Origin of the sequence: Paracoccus indicus (assembly GCF_003056335.1) — a bacterium.
GTDB classification, from domain to species: Bacteria; Pseudomonadota; Alphaproteobacteria; order Rhodobacterales; family Rhodobacteraceae; genus Paracoccus; species Paracoccus indicus.
Window position 1 is genome coordinate 435074 of record NZ_PYWA01000001.1, and the last position, 19269, is coordinate 454342.

Below are 19269 nucleotides of genomic sequence, written 5' to 3' on the forward strand. Positions count from 1 at the left end.
TAGTAGATGGTGGGCAATATTTCGCTGACGAAGCCCGCAAACGGCATCCCGCAGTTTCAGGAGTTAACCATGAATCTCAAGTCAATGTTCGCGACCTCCACCGCCTTGATCCTGATTGCCGGGGCTTCGCATGCCGGCGGCGCCGTGGCCCCCGTGGTCGAGGCCGAGCCCATCATGATGGAGCCTGCCCCCGTCGCCAGCGATTGGGCCGGTGCCTATGTCGGTGGTTCGCTGAACTACACCTTTGGCGCCGACGACGAAATCGGCATCGAGATCCTCGAGGATGGCGAGTCGGTCGCACGCGACACCGATCTGGGCGATGCCAACCTCGAAGGTGTCTCGGCAGGGATCCACGCAGGCTATCGCTGGCAGCGCGACAAATGGGTCTATGGCCCCGAACTGGGCATCGAAGCCGGCAGCGTCGACCATGAAATCGACATCATGCCCTTCGGCACCGCCGCCACCGCCGAATCCGAGATGAACTACCTGGTCACGCTGGTCATGAAGACCGGCTACGAGGTCATGCCCGGGACGCTGGTCTATGGCACCTTCGGCGTGGCCCATGGTGATTTCGACTACAACCTGTCGGTCGACGGCATGAAGTATTCCGATGGCTACACCGCCACCGGCGTTGCCGCAGGTCTGGGCGTCGAGCGCAAGATCAACGACAAGATGTCGGTCTTCGCATCCTACCAGTACCGCGACCTGAGCAAGGAAACCGCCCGCTTCACCGATGACAACGGCGATGTGGCGGAAACCAAGCCGACGACCGCACACAGCAACATCCGCCTTGGCGTGAACTATCGTTTCTGATCCGAAGGGATCGCGAAACAAGGGCCGGCACGCATCACGCGCGCCGACCCTTTTTCATGCCCGCCTGCGTGTCTTGGCTGCTCCGACGGGCACCGGGATCGCGCGATGGGCGCAGGCGATGGCCAACCCCTGCGGCACCAGCCGCCGCAGCACCGGATCATCGACGGCCAGCCCGCCGGTATAGGCCCCGAAGGCGGGCAGGATCAGGTGATCGCTTCCCTTCAGGAAGCAGCGCAGCCGTTGTCCGGCCAGACGCAGGCAGGGGTGGAAATGCCCCGAAACATCCGGCCCCCGCCCCGCCTCGTGACGGAAGGTCAGCCCGTCGGACAATTCCACCGCCACCTGCCCCGGCAGTTTCGGGTTCAATGCGCCCGGATCGTGGTTGCCACTGACCCAGATCCAATCCCGTCCCTGCGCCATGGCCTGAAGGGCGTGACAGACGGTATCGGGCAATGCCATTCCGGCTGCATCGTCATCGAAACCGTCGCCAAGGCTGATCACCGTCACAGGGTCCGTTGCGGCAATCTCGGCCCCAAGGCGATCCAGCGTCGCCTGCGTTTCATAGGGCGGCAACAGCGATCCGCCGCGCCGCGCCATACGTTCGGATTTCCCCAGGTGCAGATCGGCCACGACCAGCCAGCGACGTTCCGGCCAGAACAGCGCCCCCGAGGCCCGTGCCTGAAGGCCGTGCCCGTCGAAGGTGAAATCATGTGGTGTCACGTCAACCCTGCCTCTGCCATCAGGGCCTCGGCTTCAGCCTCGGCCAGGCGTTCACGACCCTGCCCCGCGATCGGAACGCGCCCCTTTTCCAGCATCAGGGGGGCCGCAAGGGGGGATACGCGATCCAGCATGCGGTGATCAAGGCGAAGGGTGCGGGCCAACATTTCCTCGATGCGGTCGAAATCGACCAGACCGCGCCGCGCCTCGTCGGCGGTGATGCGCAGCATCAGGTGGTCGGGATCATAGCGGCGCAGCGTGTCGTAAAGTATATCGCTGGAAAACGTCGCCTGCCGACCCGATTTGCGCTGCCCCGGAAGATTGCGCTGGATCAGCCCCGCGATGGTCGCGACATTGCGGAAGCTGCGCTTCATCACCGCATTGCGCCCCAGCCAGTCGCCCAGACCTTCGCGCAGGGCATCGCGGTCCAGCAGCGGTGCGGGGTCGGTGACGGGGTCCAGCGACCAGATCAGCAGGGCGTAATCGGTGGCCAAAAAACCAAGGGGGGCAAGGCCCACCTCCTCCATCACGCGGGTCATCAGAAGGCCAAGCGTCTGCAGCGCGTTGCGACCGGCAAAGCCATAGACCGCCAGGTGCCAGCGCCCCTGATGCGGGAAACTTTCGCTGACCAGCACGCCGGGGCGCGGCAGGGTGCTGACATTGGCCTGCAGCGCCAGCCATTCGGCGGTATCGGCAGGCAGCGTATTGTGATGCGTGGGGTCGCCGATCAGCGCCTGCACCCGATGCGACAGCTGGGTCGAGGTCGCCATCTTCAGCCCCGAGAAGACCGCGATCTTGGGTTCACGGGTGGGCTGCTTCGTCACCTCGACCACCATGTCGCGCAGCCCGTCATAGCGGACGGTCTGCCCGCCGATCAGGAAGGTGTCGCCGGTTTCCAGCGTCGCGGCGAAACTTTCCTCGACCTCGCCCAAGGGGGCGCCGCCGCGACCGCGAAAACGGACCTTCAGCATCTCGGCCTCGACGATGGTGCCGATGTTCATGCGCAGATCGCGGGCGGCACGGGGGTCGCGCAGCCGCCACAGCCCGTCGCGCAGCATCAGCCGCTGCCATCGGTCATAGGCGCGCAGGGCATAGCCGCCGGTCGCCGCAAAATCCAGGCAGGCGTCGAAATCCTCCTGCGTCAGGTGGCGATAGGGACCAGCCTTGCGCACCTCGCGGAACAGGTCGTCGGGATCGAAGGGGCCTGCGCAAGCCGTCAGCAGGATATGCTGGCAAAGGACGTCCAGCGGGCCGGGACCGCGCGGGTCGCCGTCCAGATCGCGTTCGCGCACGGCCTGCAGGGCGGCGGTGCATTCGATCACCTCGAAGCGGTTGGCGGGCACGATGCGTGCGCGGCTTGGCGCGTTGTAGCGGTGGTTGGCCCGCCCGATCCGTTGGACCAGGCGCTTGACGTTCTTGGGCGCGCCCACTTGGATGACCAGATCGACCGCGCCCCAATCGATGCCCAGATCCAGGCTGCCGGTCGCCACGACCGCGCGCAATTCACCGGCGGCCATGGCGGCTTCGACCCGCTGGCGGGCCTCGCGCGACAGGCTGCCGTGGTGCAGCCCGATGGGCAGGTTGTCGTCATTGGCGGCCCAGATGGCCTGAAAGAACAACTCGGCCTGGGCGCGAGTGTTGATGAAGATGATGGTCGTGGTGGCCTGTTTCACCTGTGCCAACACGTCACGGACCGCGTAATGCCCCCCGCCGCCAGCCCAAGGCGCGGGTTGCGACGTCGGCAGCATCGCGATGTCGGGATCGGGGCCGGGATCGGCATTGATGACCTGCCCGCCGCCCATGAAATCGGCCAGCCTTTGCGGATCCTCGACCGTCGCCGACAGGCCCGTGACAGTGACATCGGGGGCCAGCGCCTTCAGACGCGCCAAGCACAGCATCAACTGATCGCCGCGCTTGTTTTCCGCCAGCGCGTGCAACTCGTCCAGCACCACCCGGCGCAGCCCGCCGAAGATGCGGGGCGCCTGCTCATAGGACAGCATCAGCGCCAGCGATTCGGGCGTCGTCAGCAGCACGTCGGGCGGATCGACCTTTTGGCGCGCGCGCTGGCTGGCGCGGGTGTCCCCGGTGCGATCCTCGATCCGGATATCGAGGCCCAGATCGGCCACGGGGCGGGACAGGTTGCGGGCAATATCGGCGGTCAGCGCCTTCAGGGGCGAGACGTAAAGCGTGTGCATCCCCTCATGCGGTTCGGCCAGTTCGACCAGCGTCGGCAGGAAACCGGCCAGCGTCTTGCCGCCCCCCGTCGGTGCGATCAGCAGCGTATCGCCCTTGGCCTGCAACAGCGCGATCTGGTGGGGATGCGGCTGCCAACCCTGACGGGTGAACCAGTCCTGAAAGCGCGGGGGCAGTGTCACGGGATCATGGCTTTCAGGGTCTCCAACCGGTCGGCCTCGGGGGCGGGCTTGTCCCACCTTATGCGGCTGATGCGCGGAAAGCGCATGGCAACGCCGGATTTGTGGCGGGCGGAGGCATTCAGCCCCTCGAACGCGACCTCCAGGACCAGCTTGGGCGCGACCGAGCGGACGGGGCCGAAGCGTTCGGTGGTGTTGTTGCGGACGACGCGGTCCAGCTCGCGCAGTTCCTCGTCGGTGAAGCCGAAATAGGCCTTGCCGACCGGCACCAGCACGTCGCCATCCCACAGGCCGAAGGTGAAATCGCTGTAGAAGCCCGACCGCTTGCCGTGCCCGCGTTGAGCATAGAGCATCACCGCGTCGATCACCATCGGGTCGCGCTTCCACTTGAACCATGGCCCACGTGGGCGACCGCCGACATAGGCGCTGTCGCGGCGCTTGATCATCACCCCCTCGATCACGATGCTGGGCGGATCGGCGCGCAGGGCGGCAAGGTCGTCCCATGTGGCGAAATCCAGCAGGGGTGAGACGTCGATCCTGTCGCTGCCGAAATCGGCCTGTTGCAGGATGGCGCGGCGGTCCTGATGCGGCATGTCGCGCAGGTCGCGGCCCTGCCAGATCATCAGGTCATAGACGCGCAGCCCCGCCGGATGGCTCTCCAGCATTGCCTTGCCCACGACCTTTCGGCCAAGGCGCTTTTGCAGATCGCCGAAGGGCGCCACATTGGCCCCACGCCGGACCAGCAGTTCGCCATCGACCGCGCCGTCGAAGTTCAGCGCCTCGATCACGTCGGGGAAGGATCCGCTGATATCCTCGCCGGTGCGGGAATACAGGCGGCGCACCCCGTCATCATTGACCGCCTGCACGCGGATGCCGTCCCATTTCCATTCGGCGACATGGTCGGCGGGGTCCAGTGCGCGCAGCTGGTCCAGATCGACGGGGGTGGACAGCATCACGGGCCGGAAGGGCGCCTTGGCCGCATGTTCGGGCCGCGCCCCGCCAGCGATCCAGTCGAACAGCGGCTGATAGGGGGGCGTCAGGCCGTGCCAGATCTCCTCCAGGTCCTTGACCTGCGGGTCGCCCATCTCGGCCAGTGCCATGCGGGCCATGCGGGCGGACAGCCCCACGCGCATATTGCCGGTGGCCAGCTTCAGGAAGGCCAGCCGTTCCGAGGGGCCCAAGCGGTCAAGCATGGCGCTGATGGCGGCAGGCAGTCCCGCGCGTCCCGTATCTGACAGCAGCGCCACCGCATCGCGCAGAGGGACGTCGTCGTCCTGATCACCGTCCCAAATCAGGGCAATGGTCTCGGCCAGATCGCCCACGAAATCATAGGACAGCGCGAACAGCTGTTCGTCCACCCGCTCGGCCATCAGCCCGCGCAGCAGCTTGGGCGTCACGGCGCGCAGCTTCAGATCACCGGTCAGGGCGGCCAGCGCAAAGCCGCGATCCGGGTCCGGCGTCTGTTCCAGGTAGTGACGCAGGATGCGCAGCTTGGCATTCCGGGCGGCGGTGAAGGCCAGACGTTCCAGAAGATTGGCGAAGGCCTTCATTCGGGTTCGTCCTCGTATCCGACCAGCCGCAGGGGGCGGGCGGCGATCTGGTGCAATTGGCACCAGCGCATCAACCCGTCCTCGTTGCCATGGGTGATCCAGACCTCGGATGGGGCCAGCTCGCGGATGGTCTGCGTGACCTGTGGCCAATCGACATGGTCGCTGATGACCAAGGGCAGCTCGACCCCGCGCTGACGGGCGCGGGCGCGGACCTGCATCCAGCCCGATGCGAAACCGATGACGGGGTCGCGGAACCGCTGCACCCATGCGCTGGCAAAGGCCGAGGGCGGCGCGATGACCAGCTGCGCAGGCACATCGGCGGCGGTGGCGGGGATCAGCTCGCCCAGATCGATACCCTGTTCGACATGGTAATCGCAGAGCCGCTGCAAGGCGCCGTGGATGGCGATGGGACCGTCGATCCCGGCCTGACGCGCCAGAGAGATCACCCGCTGCGCCTTGCCAAGCGCATAGGCCCCGATCAGGTGCTGGCGTTCGGGGAATTCGGCCATGCTGGCGCGAAGGCGAGCCATTTCCTGCAGCGGGTCGGGGTGGCGAAAGACCGGCAGGCCGAAGGTCGCCTCGGTCACAAAGATGTCGCAGGGGACGGGTTCATAGGGCGCGCAGACGAGGTTGGGGCGGCGGCAGTAATCGCCCGAAACGACGATCTTGGGGCCCTTGTCCGGCTGCACCGCGATCTGCGCCGAACCCAGGATATGCCCGGCGGGATGGAAGCTGACGGTGGTGTCGCCTACGCGGATCGGGCCCTCGGCCACTTGGCGGGTTTCAGTGAAATCGGCACCATAGCGGATGGCCATGATCTCGAGCGTCTGGCGGGTGGCCATGACCGCACCGTGACCCGCGCGGGCGTGATCGCCGTGGCCGTGGGTGATCAGCGCGCGGGGGACCGGGCGGATCGGGTCGATATGAAAATCCCCCGGCGGGCAATAGAGCCCGGCCTCGGTCGGGTGCAGGATCTGATCGGCGCGCATGTCATCCAGATGGCGAGTGTTTCGCGAAAATCAACGCGGCAGGCGCAGCGGGCGGGCCGTGAAGATCGTCTCCATCGAGAAAACGCCGGTAACGCGTTCCAGATCCATGTCGCGGATCAAAGCCTTGTAGCAGCGGTCGTAACCCGACATCGAGGTCGTCACCAGCTTGGCCATGTAATCCCATTCGCCGCCGATGCGGTGAAACTCGGTGATCTCGGGGATGGATTCGACGCGGGCGCGGAAGCGGGCGGCCCAGGCATCGTCATGGTGGCGGGTGCGGATCATCACGAAGACGGTCAGGTGCAATCCGACACGGGCAGCATCGATCACCGCGCGGTTGCCCTGAAGCATGCCGGCCGCAGTCAGTTTCTGAAGTCGTCGCCAGCAGGCGTTCTGCGACAGGCCGATCCGCTCGGCCAGATCGCGTTGCGACAGGGTGCCGTCCTGTTGCAGGGCCGAGAGAATGCGGTTGTCGATTTCGTCGATCTGATGGGTCTGTTCGTTCATTTGACCCGCAGTATAGGGGTATTTGTTCAACCGAGAAGTCACATTCTGCATCATGTCGTGTCACCCTGCCTGCAACCAAACGAGGGACGACATGGATATCTTCGACAGTTTTCGCGCAAGCCTGGGACGTGCCGAGGATCTGCACCGCGACATCATCGGCGCGGATGCGGTCATCGACGGGCCGTTCGGACCGCGTCGGATGATCTATGCCGATTACGTCGCCTCGGGGCGGGCGCTGCGGCAGGTGGAACGGGCTGTCATGGAGCATGTGCTGCCGTGGTATGCCAACAGCCATACCGAGGCGAGCCATTGCGGCGGCGTGATGACCCGCATGCGCCGCGCGGCGCGGGCGCAGATCCTGTCCTGCGTCGGCGGGGGCGCGGATCATGCGGTCGTCTTCACCGGATCGGGGGCCACGGCGGGGATCAACCGGCTGGTGCATCTGCTGCAGGCAGGACCGGGCGTGACTGTCATCATCGGCCCCTACGAGCATCACTCGAACATCCTGCCGTGGCGGGAAAGCGGCGCCACGGTCGTCCAACTGCCCGAGGGCGCGGCGGGCGGACCCGACATGGAGGCGTTGCAGAATGCCCTGCGCGGCAGGGGGCGGCGGATCGTGGCGATGTCGGCGGCATCCAACGTTACGGGCGCCATCAGCGACGTGACGGGCATCACCGCCGTGGTCAAGGCGGCGGGGGCCGCGATGGTCTGGGACTATGCCGGTGGCGCACCCTATCTGCCGATCGACATGGGGCTGGGGATGGATGCGGTGGTCGCCTCTCCGCACAAGTTCCTGGGGGGGCCGGGGGCCTCGGGGGTGATGATCCTGCGCCGCGATGCCATGATGTCGGACCGCCCCAGCCTGCCCGGCGGCGGCACGGTGAAATTCGTCAGCGAGGCGGGCCATGACTATGCCACGCAGGTCGAGGCCCGCGAGGAGGCCGGCACCCCCAATGTCGTGGGCGATATCCGTGCAGGGCTGGTCTTTGCGCTGAAGGATCACGTCGGCCAGGATTGGATCGACGAAAGGCATCGTCGCTGGCTGGCAAAGGCGGCCGCCCTACGCGGCGTGGCGGGGCTGCAGATGCTGGGGCGTGACGACATTGCACGGCTGCCGATCCTGGCCTTCAGGCTGGGCGATGGCGCGGGCGGGCTGGTGCACCAGCAGCTGGCGACGCGGATGCTGTCGGATCTGTTCGGGGTGCAGGCGCGCGGCGGCTGTGCCTGCGCGGGGCCCTATGTCCACCACCTGCTGGGGATCGGGGCGGCAGAATCACGGGCCATGCGCAGCGCGATCCTGTCGGGGCGCGAGATCGAAAAGCCGGGCTTCGTTCGCCTGAACCTCTGCTGGGCGGCGCCCAAGGCCGAGATCGACGCGATCCTGGATGCCATGACGCGCCTTGCCGCAGAAGCGCCTGCGCATCTGGCGCATTATCAGGGCGATCCTGCGACGGCGATCTTTACCCCTCGTGCGGCCTAGCTGAGGGGCGGGCGCTTGACCGGCGGGGCCTTGGACAGTTGGACGGCCAGGATGCCGACCATGATGATGGCCACGCCGATCACATCGCCCGCGCCCAGGTTTTCCCCCAGAAGCAGTGCTGCCAGCGACACGCCAAAGAAGGGCGTCAGGAAGTGGAAGGTCGCGGCACGGACGGCGCCGATGCGGCTGACCAGCAGAAACCAGACCCAGGTCGCCCCGATGCCCGGCACCACGACGGTATAGAGGAAAGCTCCGATCAGCCGCGGGGTCAGGGTGATGTCCCAGCTTTCGAAGAAGGGCGCGATCACGCCAAGCGTCACCGCCCCGACCAGCATCTGCAGGCCCACGATCATCATGACATTGCCGCCCGAACTGGCCCCCCGCACGGTGAGGGTTGCGACCGCCAGCGCCAAGGCCGCGGCAAAGCACATGGCGATACCGGTCGGATCGCTGCCCCCCTGCAGACGCGCGCCCATGATGATGGCCACGCCCACCACGCCAAGCGCAAGCCCCGCAACGCCAAGGCGGCGCAGGCGTTCGCCCATGAGGGTCCAGCCGAGGAAAGCGACCATCAGCGGCATGGTGGCGGCGATGATCGAGGCAAGACTGGCCTCGATCGCCTGCATCGCGATCCAGTTCAGCCCCAGGTAAAGCGCGTTCTGGCACAACCCCAAGATGATGACAGCGCGCCATTGGGGCCGGGTCAGGCCGCGCCAGGACTGGCCCATGGCCCATGCGATCACGATGCCCAGAACGCCCGACAGGGCAAACCGCAGGGACAGGGCGGTCAGCGGCGGGGCCTCGGTCACGATCATTCGGGTGGTGGTGAAGGCCGAGGCCCACATCACCGCGAAACCCAGGCCCATCGCCAATGCCTTGAAGTCCATTCCAGCCCCGTTTTCTTCACATCATGCAGAATGGCTAACAGAGAGGTTCGGCATTGACCAAAGGAAAAGGGGCCGCCCCCGAAGGTGCGACCCCTTTCCGACCGGCTTGCGGTCAAAGGATCAGCTGTTGACGCTGTCCTTCAGGGCCTTGGCGATGGTCACCTTGACCTGCTTGTCGGCAGGCTTGGTCATCATTTCCTGGGTCTGCGGGTTACGCACCTGACGCTCGGGGCGGGCGCGGCAGGCGATCTTGCCGATGCCCGGCAGGGTCACGGCGCCACCGCCGGCGACTTCGCGCGTCACGATCGCGACGATCGCATCCAGTGCGGCCGAAGCCGACTTCTTGTCCGAACCCATTTCCTCGGCGAGCGTCGCCACCAGCTGGGTTTTGGTCATCGGTTTTGCAGCAGCCGTAGTCATGGTCTGTCTCCTCTTGCCCTGTTCCGACGGGGCCCAAATATTGCGCCTTTTGCGGCATATCGCCTGCTACACACGGTTTTGACGAGCAGTTCAAGCCTTTTTCGCCCGACCTGCGGAAACCTGCGTTCGAAGGCCGCCTTACAGGAAGGCCGTCTCGCTGAATGAGCGGAGTTTGCGCGAATGGATCTTCTCCAGCGGCATGCCCCGCAGCTTTTCCATCGCGCGGATGCCGACCAGCAGGTGGTTGGCGACCTGCGTGCGATAGAAGTCGGTGGCCATGCCCGGCAATTTCAGTTCACCGTGCAAGGGCTTGTCGCTGACGCACAAGAGCGTGCCATAGGGCACGCGGAAGCGGAAACCATTGGCCGCGATGGTGGCGCTTTCCATGTCCAGCGCCACGGCCCGCGACAGCGACAGCCGGTGGACGGGACCGGAATGATCGCGCAATTCCCAGTTGCGGTTGTCGATGGTGGCGACGGTGCCGGTGCGCATGATGCGCTTCAATTCGTATCCTTCCAGGCGGGTCACCTCGGCCACGGCTTCCTGCAGGGCGACCTGAACCTCGGCCAGGGCGGGAATCGGCACCCAGACCGGCAGGTCGTCGTCCAGGACGTGATCCTCGCGCAGATAGGCATGGGCCAGGACGAAATCGCCCAGGGACTGGCTGTTGCGCAGCCCCGCACAGTGGCCGACCATCAGCCATGCATGGGGGCGTAGCACCGCGATATGGTCGGTGGCCGTCTTGGCGTTCGAAGGCCCCACCCCGATGTTGACCAGCGTGATCCCCTGCCCGTCCGCGCGTTTCAGGTGATAGGTCGGCATCTGCGGCATCTTGGACAGCGGTGTCAGCACCCCGTCCGCCGTGGTGATTTCCTGATTTCCGGGCGCGACGAAACCAGTATAGCCCGCATCCGGATCGGCCAGCACGCGGCGGGCATAGGCCTCGAATTCGTCGACATAGAACTGATAGTTCGTGAACAGCACGAAGTTCTGGAAATGCTCGGCCGCGGTGGCGGTGTAATGCGCCAGGCGGGCCAGCGAATAATCGATACGCTGCGCGGTGAAGGGCGCCAGGTATTGCGTGCCGTCGGGCTGGGGCACCGCCATGCCGTTCACGATGTCGTCGTTCATGCTGTTCAGGTCCGGCACGTCGAAGACATCGCGCAGCGAGAACGCCAGCACCCCTTCCTGCGGCACCGCCAGATCGCTTTTCGAGGCGACGGCGAAATGCACCGGCATCGGCGTGTCCGACAAGCCGATCCGCACCGGAACCCCGTGGTTGCGCATCAACAGGCCGATCTGCTCGATCAGATAGTTCTGGAACAGGTCCGGGCGGGTGATCGTCGCGGCATAGCTGCCGGGCTGGACGACATGGCCGAAGGACAGGCGGGAATCGGTCTTGGTATGGGTCGGCACCGTCAGGCGGACTTCCGGATAGAAGGCGCGATAACGCGCCGTCGGCTGATCGCCTTCCAGGATGCGCGTGAAATTGCCCAGCAGGAAGTCGGTCGCCTGATCATAGAGGCTGCGCAGCCAGGCCACGGCCTCGGTCGCATCGGTGAATTCGCGGCGGGCGGGCGTTTCGGGGCTCTCGACGGGCAGGAAGCGGGAATCCGTTGTCATGGTGCTTTATGTCCTTGTGATTGCACAAAGCCTGCCAGCACCGCCTGCGACAGGCAAGCGTCTGGCGCTGCCCGAATGGCAAGGTTACGATAGCGTCATGGAAATGCTTGTTTTCGGTCACGGCTATTCGGCCAGCCATCTGACGCCCCTGCTGCGGGCGAATGGCTGGAATGTCACGGGCACCACGCGCGGCGATACGGCACGGGTCGCGGCGGCGGGTGCGCGGCCGCTGCTGTGGCCCGGGCCGCGCGGCCCGCTGACGGATGCCATCGCGCGGGCGGATGCGATCCTTGTCTCGGCGGCGCCGGACGACGGGGGCGATCCGGTGCTGGCGGATTTCCGCGATGAAATCGCCGCCGCACGACCGCGCTGGCTGGGATACCTGTCCACCACTGGCGTCTATGGCGACCGCAACGGCGGTTGGGTCGATGAGGACAGCGAGTTGGACGGCTCCGGCCCCCGCGGCCAGGCCCGCATCCGCGCCGAGGCCGACTGGCAGGCGTTGGCGCGCGCCCACGACCTGCCGCTGCGCATCTTCCGGCTGGCGGGCATCTATGGCCCCGGCCGCGGCCCCTTCAAGAAGGTGCTGGACGGAACCGCGCGCCGCGTGATCAAGCCCGGGCAGGTGTTCTCGCGCATTCACGTCGAGGATATCGCACAGGTGCTGTTGGCCTCGATCCGGCAGCCGGAGGTGGGCGATGTCTTCAACCTCTGCGATGACGATCCGGCGCCCCCGCAGGATGTGATCGCCCATGCGGCCCATCTGCTGGGCGCGCCCCTGCCCCCCGCCGTGCCCTTCGATCAGGCCGACATGTCGCCCATGGCGCGGTCCTTCTATGCCGACAGCAAGCGCGTGCGGAACGACCGGATCAAGACGCAGTTGGGTGTGCGCCTGCTCTATCCCGATTATCGCAGCGGGTTGGCCGCCCTGCTGCAAGCGGAAACCGCGCCCCGTCCGTCCAACCAAGGATCGCCCCATGACCAAGATGCATGATGTCCTGATTGCCGGAGGCGGGCTGAACGGCCCCGCGCTGGCCCTGGCCCTGTCGCAGGCGGGCCTGTCGGTCGCCGTCGTGGACCCCCGCCCCGCCCAGGACCGCGCGGGCGACACCTTCGACGGGCGTGCCTATGCGCTGGCGGTCTCGTCGCAGCGGTTGCTGAAGGCGCTTGGGCTGTGGGAGGGGCTGGCCGCCGACAGCCAGCCGATCCGGCAGGTCAAGGCATCGCAGGGCCGTGCCGGCGAGGGCGCCGCCCCCTTCTTCCTGCACTTCGACAGCGCCGAGACCGAGGAAGGCCCCGTCGGCCACATGCTGGAGGATCGCTTTCTCTACAAGGCGCTGTTGGGCGCGATGCAGGGGTCCGTCACCCATCTTCCCGGCCTTGCCGTCACCGATCAGCAGGTCGATCAGGCGGGCGTCACCGTGACCCTCTCGGATGGACGGCAGATGCGCGCGCGGATGCTGGTCGGCGCCGACGGGCGCGGATCGGGCGTGGCGAAACGCGCGGGCATCACGCGTCGGGGCTGGGATTACGGCCAGACGGCGCTGGTCGCGGCACTTGACCACGATCTGCCGCACGAAGGCATCGCCCAGCAATACTTCATGGCCACCGGCCCCCTGGCGATCCTGCCCCTGCCCGGCAACCGCAGCAGCGTCGTTTGGTCCGAGACGCAGGCCAACGCACAGGCGATCCTGCAGCTGGACGACGCCGATTTCCTGAACGTCCTGCGCCCGCGCTTCGGCGATTTCCTTGGCGACATCAGCTTGGCGGGGGCAAGGTTCTCCTATCCGCTCAGCCTGTCGCTGGCCGACCGCTATGCGGTGGCGCGGGTGGCGCTGGTGGGGGATGCGGCGCATGGGGTGCATCCCATCGCCGGTCAGGGGTTGAACCTCGGCCTGCGCGATGTGGCGGCCCTTGCGCAGGTGCTGGTCGAGGCCACCCGGCGGGGCGAGGATATCGGATCGGAACTGGTCCTGCAGCGGTATCAATCCTGGCGGCGCTTCGACGCCACGGCGCTGGCGCTTGGCATGGACAGCGTCAACAGGCTGTTCGCGACCGACAATCCCGTAGTCTCCGCCGTCAGGGGCCTTGGCATGGGGGTCGTCACGGCGATGCCCGTGCTGCGTCGCGGCTTCATGCGGCAGGCGGCGGGACTGTCAGTCGATCCGATGCCGCGCCTGCTGACCGGACGCCCGCTTTAGGCTTTCCCCAAGGCCCGTTTCGCGCGATAGCCTTGCCGCAAGGCAAAAGGGGGCAGCATGACCGGCGATCTGGGGGAATTCCTGGCGGGCTTGGACCGCGATATCCGCAAGGGCGGCGATTGGGGCAAGGTCGCCGATTACATCCCCGAGCTTGGCCGCATCGACTCCGCGCAATTCGGCATTGCCGTCGCCACCGCCGACGGGCAGGTGCTGACGGCCGGACAGGCGGATCAGCCGTTCTCGATCCAATCCGTCAGCAAGGTCTTTGCACTGGCCTGCGTGCTGGGGCGCATCGGGGAGCAACTGTGGCTGCGCGTCGGGCGCGAGCCTTCGGGCGACCGCTTCGATTCGATCCTGCTGCTGGAACAGGAAAAGGGCCGCCCCCGGAACCCCTTCATCAACGCCGGCGCGCTGGTGGTGACCGACGAGCTGCTGACCGGTCGCAGCCCCAAGCAGGCCCTTTCCGAGGTGATCGGCTTCCTGCGCACCGCCGCCGAGGATAACGACATCCACATCGACAAGGCCGTCGCCAAATCCGAGGCCGCCACGGGTCACAGGAACGCAGCCCTTGCCCACTACCTGCGCAGCTTCGGCAATCTGAAGAACCCTCCGACCCATGTCACCGGCACCTATTACCACCAATGCGCGGTCGAGATGTCCTGCATCCAGCTGGCCCGCGCAGGCCGCGTCATCGCGGGCTTGGATTGCGCGCCGGGCCTGCTGTCGCGCGTCAAGCAGCGGCGTATCAACGCGCTGATGATGACCTGCGGGCAGTATGACGGCTCGGGGAACTTCGCCTTCCGCGTCGGTCTGCCAGCCAAGTCGGGCGTGGGCGGCGGGCTGCTGGTAATTGCGCCAGGGCGCGCGTCCATCGCCATCTGGTCGCCGGGGCTGGATGGTTGGGGCAATTCCCGCGCCGGCACCCTGGCCGCCGAGAAGCTGGCCGAGTTCACCGGCTGGTCGGTCTTCGGCTAGGCCTCACGCCGCCAGCATCCGCCCCGCCTGCCGCAGGTCGGCCAGCAATTCGGCCCGCGCGGCGGCGGCGCGATCATCGGGTAGGCGCAGGATAAGGCTGGGGTGCCATGTGATCAGCACCGGCCCGCCATCCAGCCCCGCCTGCACCTTGCCCCGCCGTAGCGTCAGGGGCGTCCTGTCGCCCGTCAGCGCAAAGGCCGCCGTCGCGCCCAAGGCGACCGTCAGGTCGGGGGCCACGAAGCCGCGCTCGATCCCCAGCCACCAGCGGCATTGTTCGATATGGGGGCGGTCCGGGGTCTGGTGCATGCGGCGCTTGCCGCGCGGGGTGAAGCGGAAATGCTTGACCGCATTGGTCAGCCAAGCCCTGTCGGGGTCGATATCGGCCTGGGCCATGGTCTGGCGCAACAGCTGACCTGCGGGACCGACGAAGGGGCGACCCGAAAGATCCTCGTGGTCGCCCGGAGCCTCGCCCACCAGCATCAGGCGTGCATCGGGATCGCCCAGCCCCCAGACGGTTTGCGTGGCGGCATGGCACAATTCGCAACGGGTGCAGCGGGCCGCCTGTTCCTGCGCCTGCGCCAAGGTTTCGGGCGGCGTGTCTTCCAAGGGCTGGCGAATGCGGGCCGTGACCTTGCTGGCAAAGGCGGGGGCGTCGCTGGCGCCCGCCTCGCGCATGGCCTGCACGCGTCGCGGCGCATCGGCCAGCATCTGCGGGATCAGATGCGTCTCGGGCAGGTTCTTCCAGTATTTGACCGGCATCTCGGACCGCATGGCATTGGTCTTGATGCGGGCCGGATTGAAGATGTTGGCGAAATAGGTCTGCCACAGCCCGTGATTGGCGTCCTCGGGCAGGTCGGGACGAGTTGCGGGCGGATCATAGGCGATGGTGTCGCCGGTGAAGCGCGCGATGCCTTTCGGCGTGGCGATCAACCAGTCCATGTCGGCGAAACGCTTGGCGAAGAAAGGCGTGGCGGCCTGCAGGATCAGATGCTCGGGCTCGAACCAGGCGCCGAAGCTGCGGCGCGGGCCGTCCGAGGGCAGCTCGTGGAACCGCACGAAGGCATGCATCTTGTGGATGTCGCGGCGCACCGATTTCGCCAGCCGGTTCAAGCGGTCGATCAGCGGGTCGGCGGGGTTGCCAAGGAAAGCGCGGTCGGTCTGCGCCCGCCACAGCGCCGTATAGATCAGCGACCAGCGTTCAGGATCGGAATGGCTGGCGACTGTGCGGGCCAGCGTCAGGAAGTCCTTGGTCGCGGTGACCTTGGCATCGCCCGCAGGCGGCATCGGATCGCTGCCGAACAGATCCGCGGGTGCATCGGGATCAGCCCATGTGATGCGCTCGGGGGCAATGCCCGCGCCGACCAGATGGCGGGCGGCATCGCGCCATGCCTCGAACCGATCGAAACGGGGCAGATCGACGCGGATCATCCAAACAGCGACAGCTGTTCGAGGGCGGGGGCGAAGCGGGCGCGTAGGCTGTCGCTGTCGGTCAGCGCGCCGGGGTGCCAGTCGGGCAGCGTCACGAAGGGCTGCGCCTTGGACATGATCGCCCCCATGCGCAGCAGATCGGCATAGCGCACCGCCCCGCTGCGCCGTGCAGCCAGAATGCGGCCCACGGTCTTGGTGCCGAAACCCGGCACCCGCAGCAGCATGTCGCGCGAGGCATTGCGCACATCGACCGGAAACTGCCCTCGGTTCGCCAAAGCCCAAGCCAGCTTCGGGTCCACCGCCAAGTCCAGATTGCCCGACGGGTGGGCGGCACCGATCTCCTCGGCGTCGAAGCCATAGAAGCGCATCAGCCAGTCGGCCTGATACAGGCGGTGTTCACGCATCAGTGGCGGCTTGATCAACGGCAGCGCGGCGGATGCGTCGGGAATGGGGCTGAAGGCCGAATAATAGACGCGCTTCAGATGATAGCCCGAATAGAGGTTCGAGGATGTCTTCAGAATGTCCCGATCCGTCGCCCCATCCGCGCCCACGATCATCTGCGTCGATTGACCGGCAGGGGCAAAGCGCGGTGGCCGCTTGCCGGTGAAGGTCTTTTCCTTGGCAGCCTCTCGGCCCAGGCGGACATCGGCCATGGCGGCGCGGATCGTCTCGGGGCGCTTTTCGGGGGCCAGCTGGCGCAGGCTGGCATCCTGCGGCAGTTCGACATTCACCGACAGGCGATCGGCATAAAGCCCGGCCTCGGCCACCAGTTCGGGCCCGGCATCGGGGATGGTCTTCAGGTGGATGTAACCTTTGAAGCCGTGATCGACCCGCAGCATCTTCGCGATGCGGACCATGTCGCCCATGGTCTGATCGGGACTGCGGATGATGCCCGACGACAGGAACAACCCCTCGATCATGTTGCGGCGATAGAATTCCAAGGTCAGGTTCACCACCTCTTCGGGGGAAAACCGCGCGCGTTCGACATTGCTGCTCACCCGGTTGATGCAATAGGCGCAGTCATAGATGCAGAAGTTCGTCATCAGGATCTTCAGCAGGCTGATGCAGCGCCCGTCCGGCGTATAGGCGTGACAGATCCCCGTCCCCCCCGCCGAGCCGATGCCCCCCGACCGCGAATCGCGCCGCGTCGTCCCACTGGAGGCGCAGGATGCATCGTATTTCGCCGCGTCCGAGAGGATCGCCAGTTTCTGATCAAGGGTTCTCTGTGCCATGTCCGGAATATATGTTCCGTTAATGTTCCCGGCAAGCATCATGGGCTGAAACAAACTGCGCGGAACTGTCACGCCCGCGCGATCGTTGGCCGCGCAGCCATCCTTGAGACGTGATGTGCAACGCTTTCGCGAAAGGATAAGATCGGGGTCATGAACATTCGCACCCTCGCACTTGCGCCCGCCCTCATCATCGGCCTTGCCTTCCCGGCGCTGGCCGAACGTATTCCGCTGTCCCAGATATCCAGCTATCTGAACAAGTTGACGACGCTGACGTCCGAATTCACCCAGATCAATCCGGATGGCACCGTGTCGACCGGCACCGTCTATATCCAGCGCCCCGGACGCGTGCGCTTCGAATACGACAACGACAATACGCTGGTCCTGGCATCGGGCGGCAATGTCGCGGTCTTCGACAGCAAGTCGAACGGCGGCCCCCAGCAATACCCGCTGTCGCAGACGCCGCTGTCGATCATCCTGGATGCCAATGTCGACCTGGGACGCGCCAATATGGTCACCGGACACAGCGAAAAGAACAACGCCACCATCGTGACCGCGCAGGACCCGCAGCGTCCGCAGAACGGCAACATCCAGATGGTCTTTTCCAACCCGACCGAGCTGCGCCAATGGATCGTCACCGACGACAGCGGCCAGAAGACAACCGTGATCCTGGGCGAGATGACCAAGGGCGGATCGATCCCCTCGTCGCGCTTCTCGATCCAGTCCGAGATCAACCGCCGCTGAGCGATTGCGACCATACAATTGCGTGATTGACCGGATGGGACCTTCGCGCAAACCTGCGGCCCTGATCCTTTCAAGGCCGCAGCCATGTCCCAGAGCACGCGCATCTTCACCCCCATCCTGATCGGCGGATCGCTGATCCTGCTGATCAATTTTGCGCTGCGCGCCAGCTTCGGCGTCTTTCAGATCCCCATCGCCACCGATTTCGGCTGGCCCCGGGCCGAGTTTTCGCTGGCCATCGCCATCCAGAACCTGGCCTGGGGGATCGGCCAGCCGATCTTCGGGGCGTTGGCGGAACGGTGGGGCGACCGATGGGCGATCATCCTGGGGGCCGCGCTCTACAGCCTTGGCCTGATCCTGACCGCCTTTGCCACGACCGCCGCCGGCATCCAGCTGCTGGAAGTCATGGTGGGTTTCGGCATCGCGGGCACCGGCTTCGGCGTCATCCTGGCCATCGTCGGACGCGCAGCCAGCGATGAAAACCGCAGTCTTGCCCTGGGCATCGCCACAGCGGCAGGGTCCGCCGGTCAGGTCTTCGGCGCGCCCCTGGCCGAGATCCTGCTGGGCTTCTACAGCTGGCAGGCGGTCTTCATCATCTTCGGCGTCATCGTCCTGACCACGCTGCTGTTCCTGCCGATGCTGGGCGACGGCAAACCCGCAACCCGCAACCAGCTGGAGGACAGCCTCGGCACCGTGCTGAAGCGCGCCTTCCGCGACCCGTCATACCTGATGATCTTCGCGGGCTTCTTTTCCTGCGGCTATCAGCTGGGCTTCATCACCGCCCATTTCCCCGCCATGATCACCGAGATGTGCGGCCCCATAAACCCCGCAGGCATCCTTGCGGGGCTGGGCATCACCACGACCTCGGCCCTGGGAGCGGTTGCCATTTCGATGATCGGGCTGGCCAATATCGCGGGGGCGATCCTGGCGGGGTGGTTGGGCAAGCGCTACAGCAAGAAATACCTGCTGGCGGGCATCTATACCCTTCGCACCATCGCCGCCGCCGCCTTCATCCTGGCGCCCATCACGCCGGGGTCGGTGATCCTGTTTTCGCTGGTAATGGGGGGATTGTGGCTGGCAACGGTACCGCTGACCTCGGGGCTGGTCGCCTATATCTATGGGCTGCGCTACATGGCGACGCTATACGGCTTCGTCTTCCTGTCGCATCAGGTCGGGTCATTCATGGGCGTCTGGCTGGGCGGCTGGCTGTATGACGTATCCGGCGACTACCTGATGGTCTGGTGGATCGGCGTGGGCGTCGGGGCCTTCAGCGCCCTGATCCACCTGCCCGTGCGCGAGGCGCCTGCCCGCGTGCCGCTCGCTGCCTGACGCCACCT

General features: G+C 66.2%; 17 protein-coding genes. 7 read left to right on the forward strand and 10 right to left on the reverse strand.

What is annotated here, in order from left to right; translation table 11 throughout:
* The first annotated feature begins 69 nt into the window (after positions 1–69).
* On the forward strand, positions 70–813 hold the full coding sequence (locus DDE75_RS02200) for an outer membrane protein (RefSeq protein WP_162798873.1): 744 nt from the start codon (positions 70–72) through the stop codon (positions 811–813).
* Positions 814–867: 54 nt separating this feature from the next.
* Here the strand turns inward: DDE75_RS02200 and pdeM are convergent, their stop codons facing one another.
* Genes pdeM through DDE75_RS02225 form a run of 5 tightly spaced genes read right to left on the reverse strand, consistent with a single transcriptional unit; the run spans position 868 to position 6948 of the window.
* Entirely contained in the window at positions 868–1533 is a 666-nt protein-coding gene (gene pdeM, locus DDE75_RS02205) for a ligase-associated DNA damage response endonuclease PdeM (RefSeq protein WP_108500731.1), read from the reverse strand.
* Positions 1530–3905 (reverse strand): ligase-associated DNA damage response DEXH box helicase, encoded by a 2376-nt coding sequence (locus DDE75_RS02210; protein WP_108500732.1) that lies wholly within the window; start codon positions 3903–3905, stop codon positions 1530–1532. Before DDE75_RS02210 ends, pdeM begins: the two co-directional genes overlap by 4 nt.
* Positions 3902–5452, reverse strand: coding sequence for a cisplatin damage response ATP-dependent DNA ligase (locus DDE75_RS02215; protein ID WP_108500733.1), 1551 nt, complete (start codon positions 5450–5452; stop codon positions 3902–3904). The genes DDE75_RS02210 and DDE75_RS02215 overlap by 4 nt, the downstream gene beginning before the upstream one ends.
* Positions 5449–6441, reverse strand: coding sequence for a ligase-associated DNA damage response exonuclease (locus DDE75_RS02220; RefSeq protein WP_108500734.1), 993 nt, complete (start codon positions 6439–6441; stop codon positions 5449–5451). The genes DDE75_RS02215 and DDE75_RS02220 overlap by 4 nt, the downstream gene beginning before the upstream one ends.
* A 30-nt stretch (positions 6442–6471) precedes the next feature.
* Positions 6472–6948, reverse strand: coding sequence for an Lrp/AsnC family transcriptional regulator (locus DDE75_RS02225; RefSeq protein WP_108500735.1), 477 nt, complete (start codon positions 6946–6948; stop codon positions 6472–6474).
* A gap of 91 nt (positions 6949–7039) precedes the next feature.
* Here DDE75_RS02225 and DDE75_RS02230 point away from each other — a divergent pair, with 91 nt between their 5' ends.
* Complete coding sequence (locus DDE75_RS02230; protein WP_108500736.1) at positions 7040–8428, forward strand: aminotransferase class V-fold PLP-dependent enzyme; 1389 nt, start codon at positions 7040–7042, stop codon at positions 8426–8428.
* Here DDE75_RS02230 and DDE75_RS02235 read toward each other — a convergent pair.
* From DDE75_RS02235 to DDE75_RS02245, 3 genes are all read right to left on the reverse strand, one after another.
* A complete protein-coding gene (locus tag DDE75_RS02235) occupies positions 8425–9315 on the reverse strand; it encodes a DMT family transporter (RefSeq protein WP_108500737.1) in 891 nt (296 codons plus the stop codon). The genes DDE75_RS02230 and DDE75_RS02235 overlap by 4 nt on opposite strands.
* 120 nt (positions 9316–9435) lie before the next feature.
* Positions 9436–9735, reverse strand: coding sequence for an HU family DNA-binding protein (locus DDE75_RS02240; RefSeq protein ID WP_072296707.1), 300 nt, complete (start codon positions 9733–9735; stop codon positions 9436–9438).
* A gap of 138 nt (positions 9736–9873) precedes the next feature.
* Positions 9874–11358 (reverse strand): AMP nucleosidase, encoded by a 1485-nt coding sequence (locus DDE75_RS02245; RefSeq protein WP_108500738.1) that lies wholly within the window; start codon positions 11356–11358, stop codon positions 9874–9876.
* A gap of 97 nt (positions 11359–11455) precedes the next feature.
* Between DDE75_RS02245 and DDE75_RS02250 the strand changes: the two genes are divergently transcribed.
* Genes DDE75_RS02250 through DDE75_RS02260 form a run of 3 tightly spaced genes read left to right on the forward strand, consistent with a single transcriptional unit; the run spans position 11456 to position 14534 of the window.
* Entirely contained in the window at positions 11456–12352 is an 897-nt protein-coding gene (locus DDE75_RS02250) for an SDR family oxidoreductase (RefSeq protein WP_108500898.1), read from the forward strand.
* A complete protein-coding gene (locus tag DDE75_RS02255; RefSeq protein ID WP_108500739.1) occupies positions 12336–13559 on the forward strand; it encodes a UbiH/UbiF/VisC/COQ6 family ubiquinone biosynthesis hydroxylase in 1224 nt (407 codons plus the stop codon). Before DDE75_RS02250 ends, DDE75_RS02255 begins: the two co-directional genes overlap by 17 nt.
* 57 nt (positions 13560–13616) lie before the next feature.
* Positions 13617–14534: a glutaminase gene (locus tag DDE75_RS02260; RefSeq protein ID WP_108500740.1), complete on the forward strand. Its 918-nt coding sequence runs from the start codon at positions 13617–13619 to the stop codon at positions 14532–14534.
* Positions 14535–14537: 3 nt separating this feature from the next.
* On the opposite strand, the gene DDE75_RS02265 is transcribed toward DDE75_RS02260, so the two are convergent.
* Together DDE75_RS02265 and DDE75_RS02270 are read right to left on the reverse strand one after the other, a co-directional pair.
* Positions 14538–15962 (reverse strand): UdgX family uracil-DNA binding protein, encoded by a 1425-nt coding sequence (locus DDE75_RS02265; protein ID WP_108500741.1) that lies wholly within the window; start codon positions 15960–15962, stop codon positions 14538–14540.
* Positions 15959–17194, reverse strand: coding sequence for a putative DNA modification/repair radical SAM protein (locus DDE75_RS02270; protein ID WP_108500742.1), 1236 nt, complete (start codon positions 17192–17194; stop codon positions 15959–15961). Before DDE75_RS02270 ends, DDE75_RS02265 begins: the two co-directional genes overlap by 4 nt.
* A 150-nt stretch (positions 17195–17344) precedes the next feature.
* On the opposite strand from DDE75_RS02270, the gene DDE75_RS02275 reads away from it, so the two are divergent.
* Both DDE75_RS02275 and DDE75_RS02280 read left to right on the forward strand, forming a co-directional pair.
* Positions 17345–17935 (forward strand): LolA family protein, encoded by a 591-nt coding sequence (locus tag DDE75_RS02275; protein WP_108500743.1) that lies wholly within the window; start codon positions 17345–17347, stop codon positions 17933–17935.
* A gap of 84 nt (positions 17936–18019) precedes the next feature.
* A complete protein-coding gene (locus DDE75_RS02280) occupies positions 18020–19261 on the forward strand; it encodes an MFS transporter (protein ID WP_108500744.1) in 1242 nt (413 codons plus the stop codon).
* Positions 19262–19269: the final 8 nt, after the last annotated feature.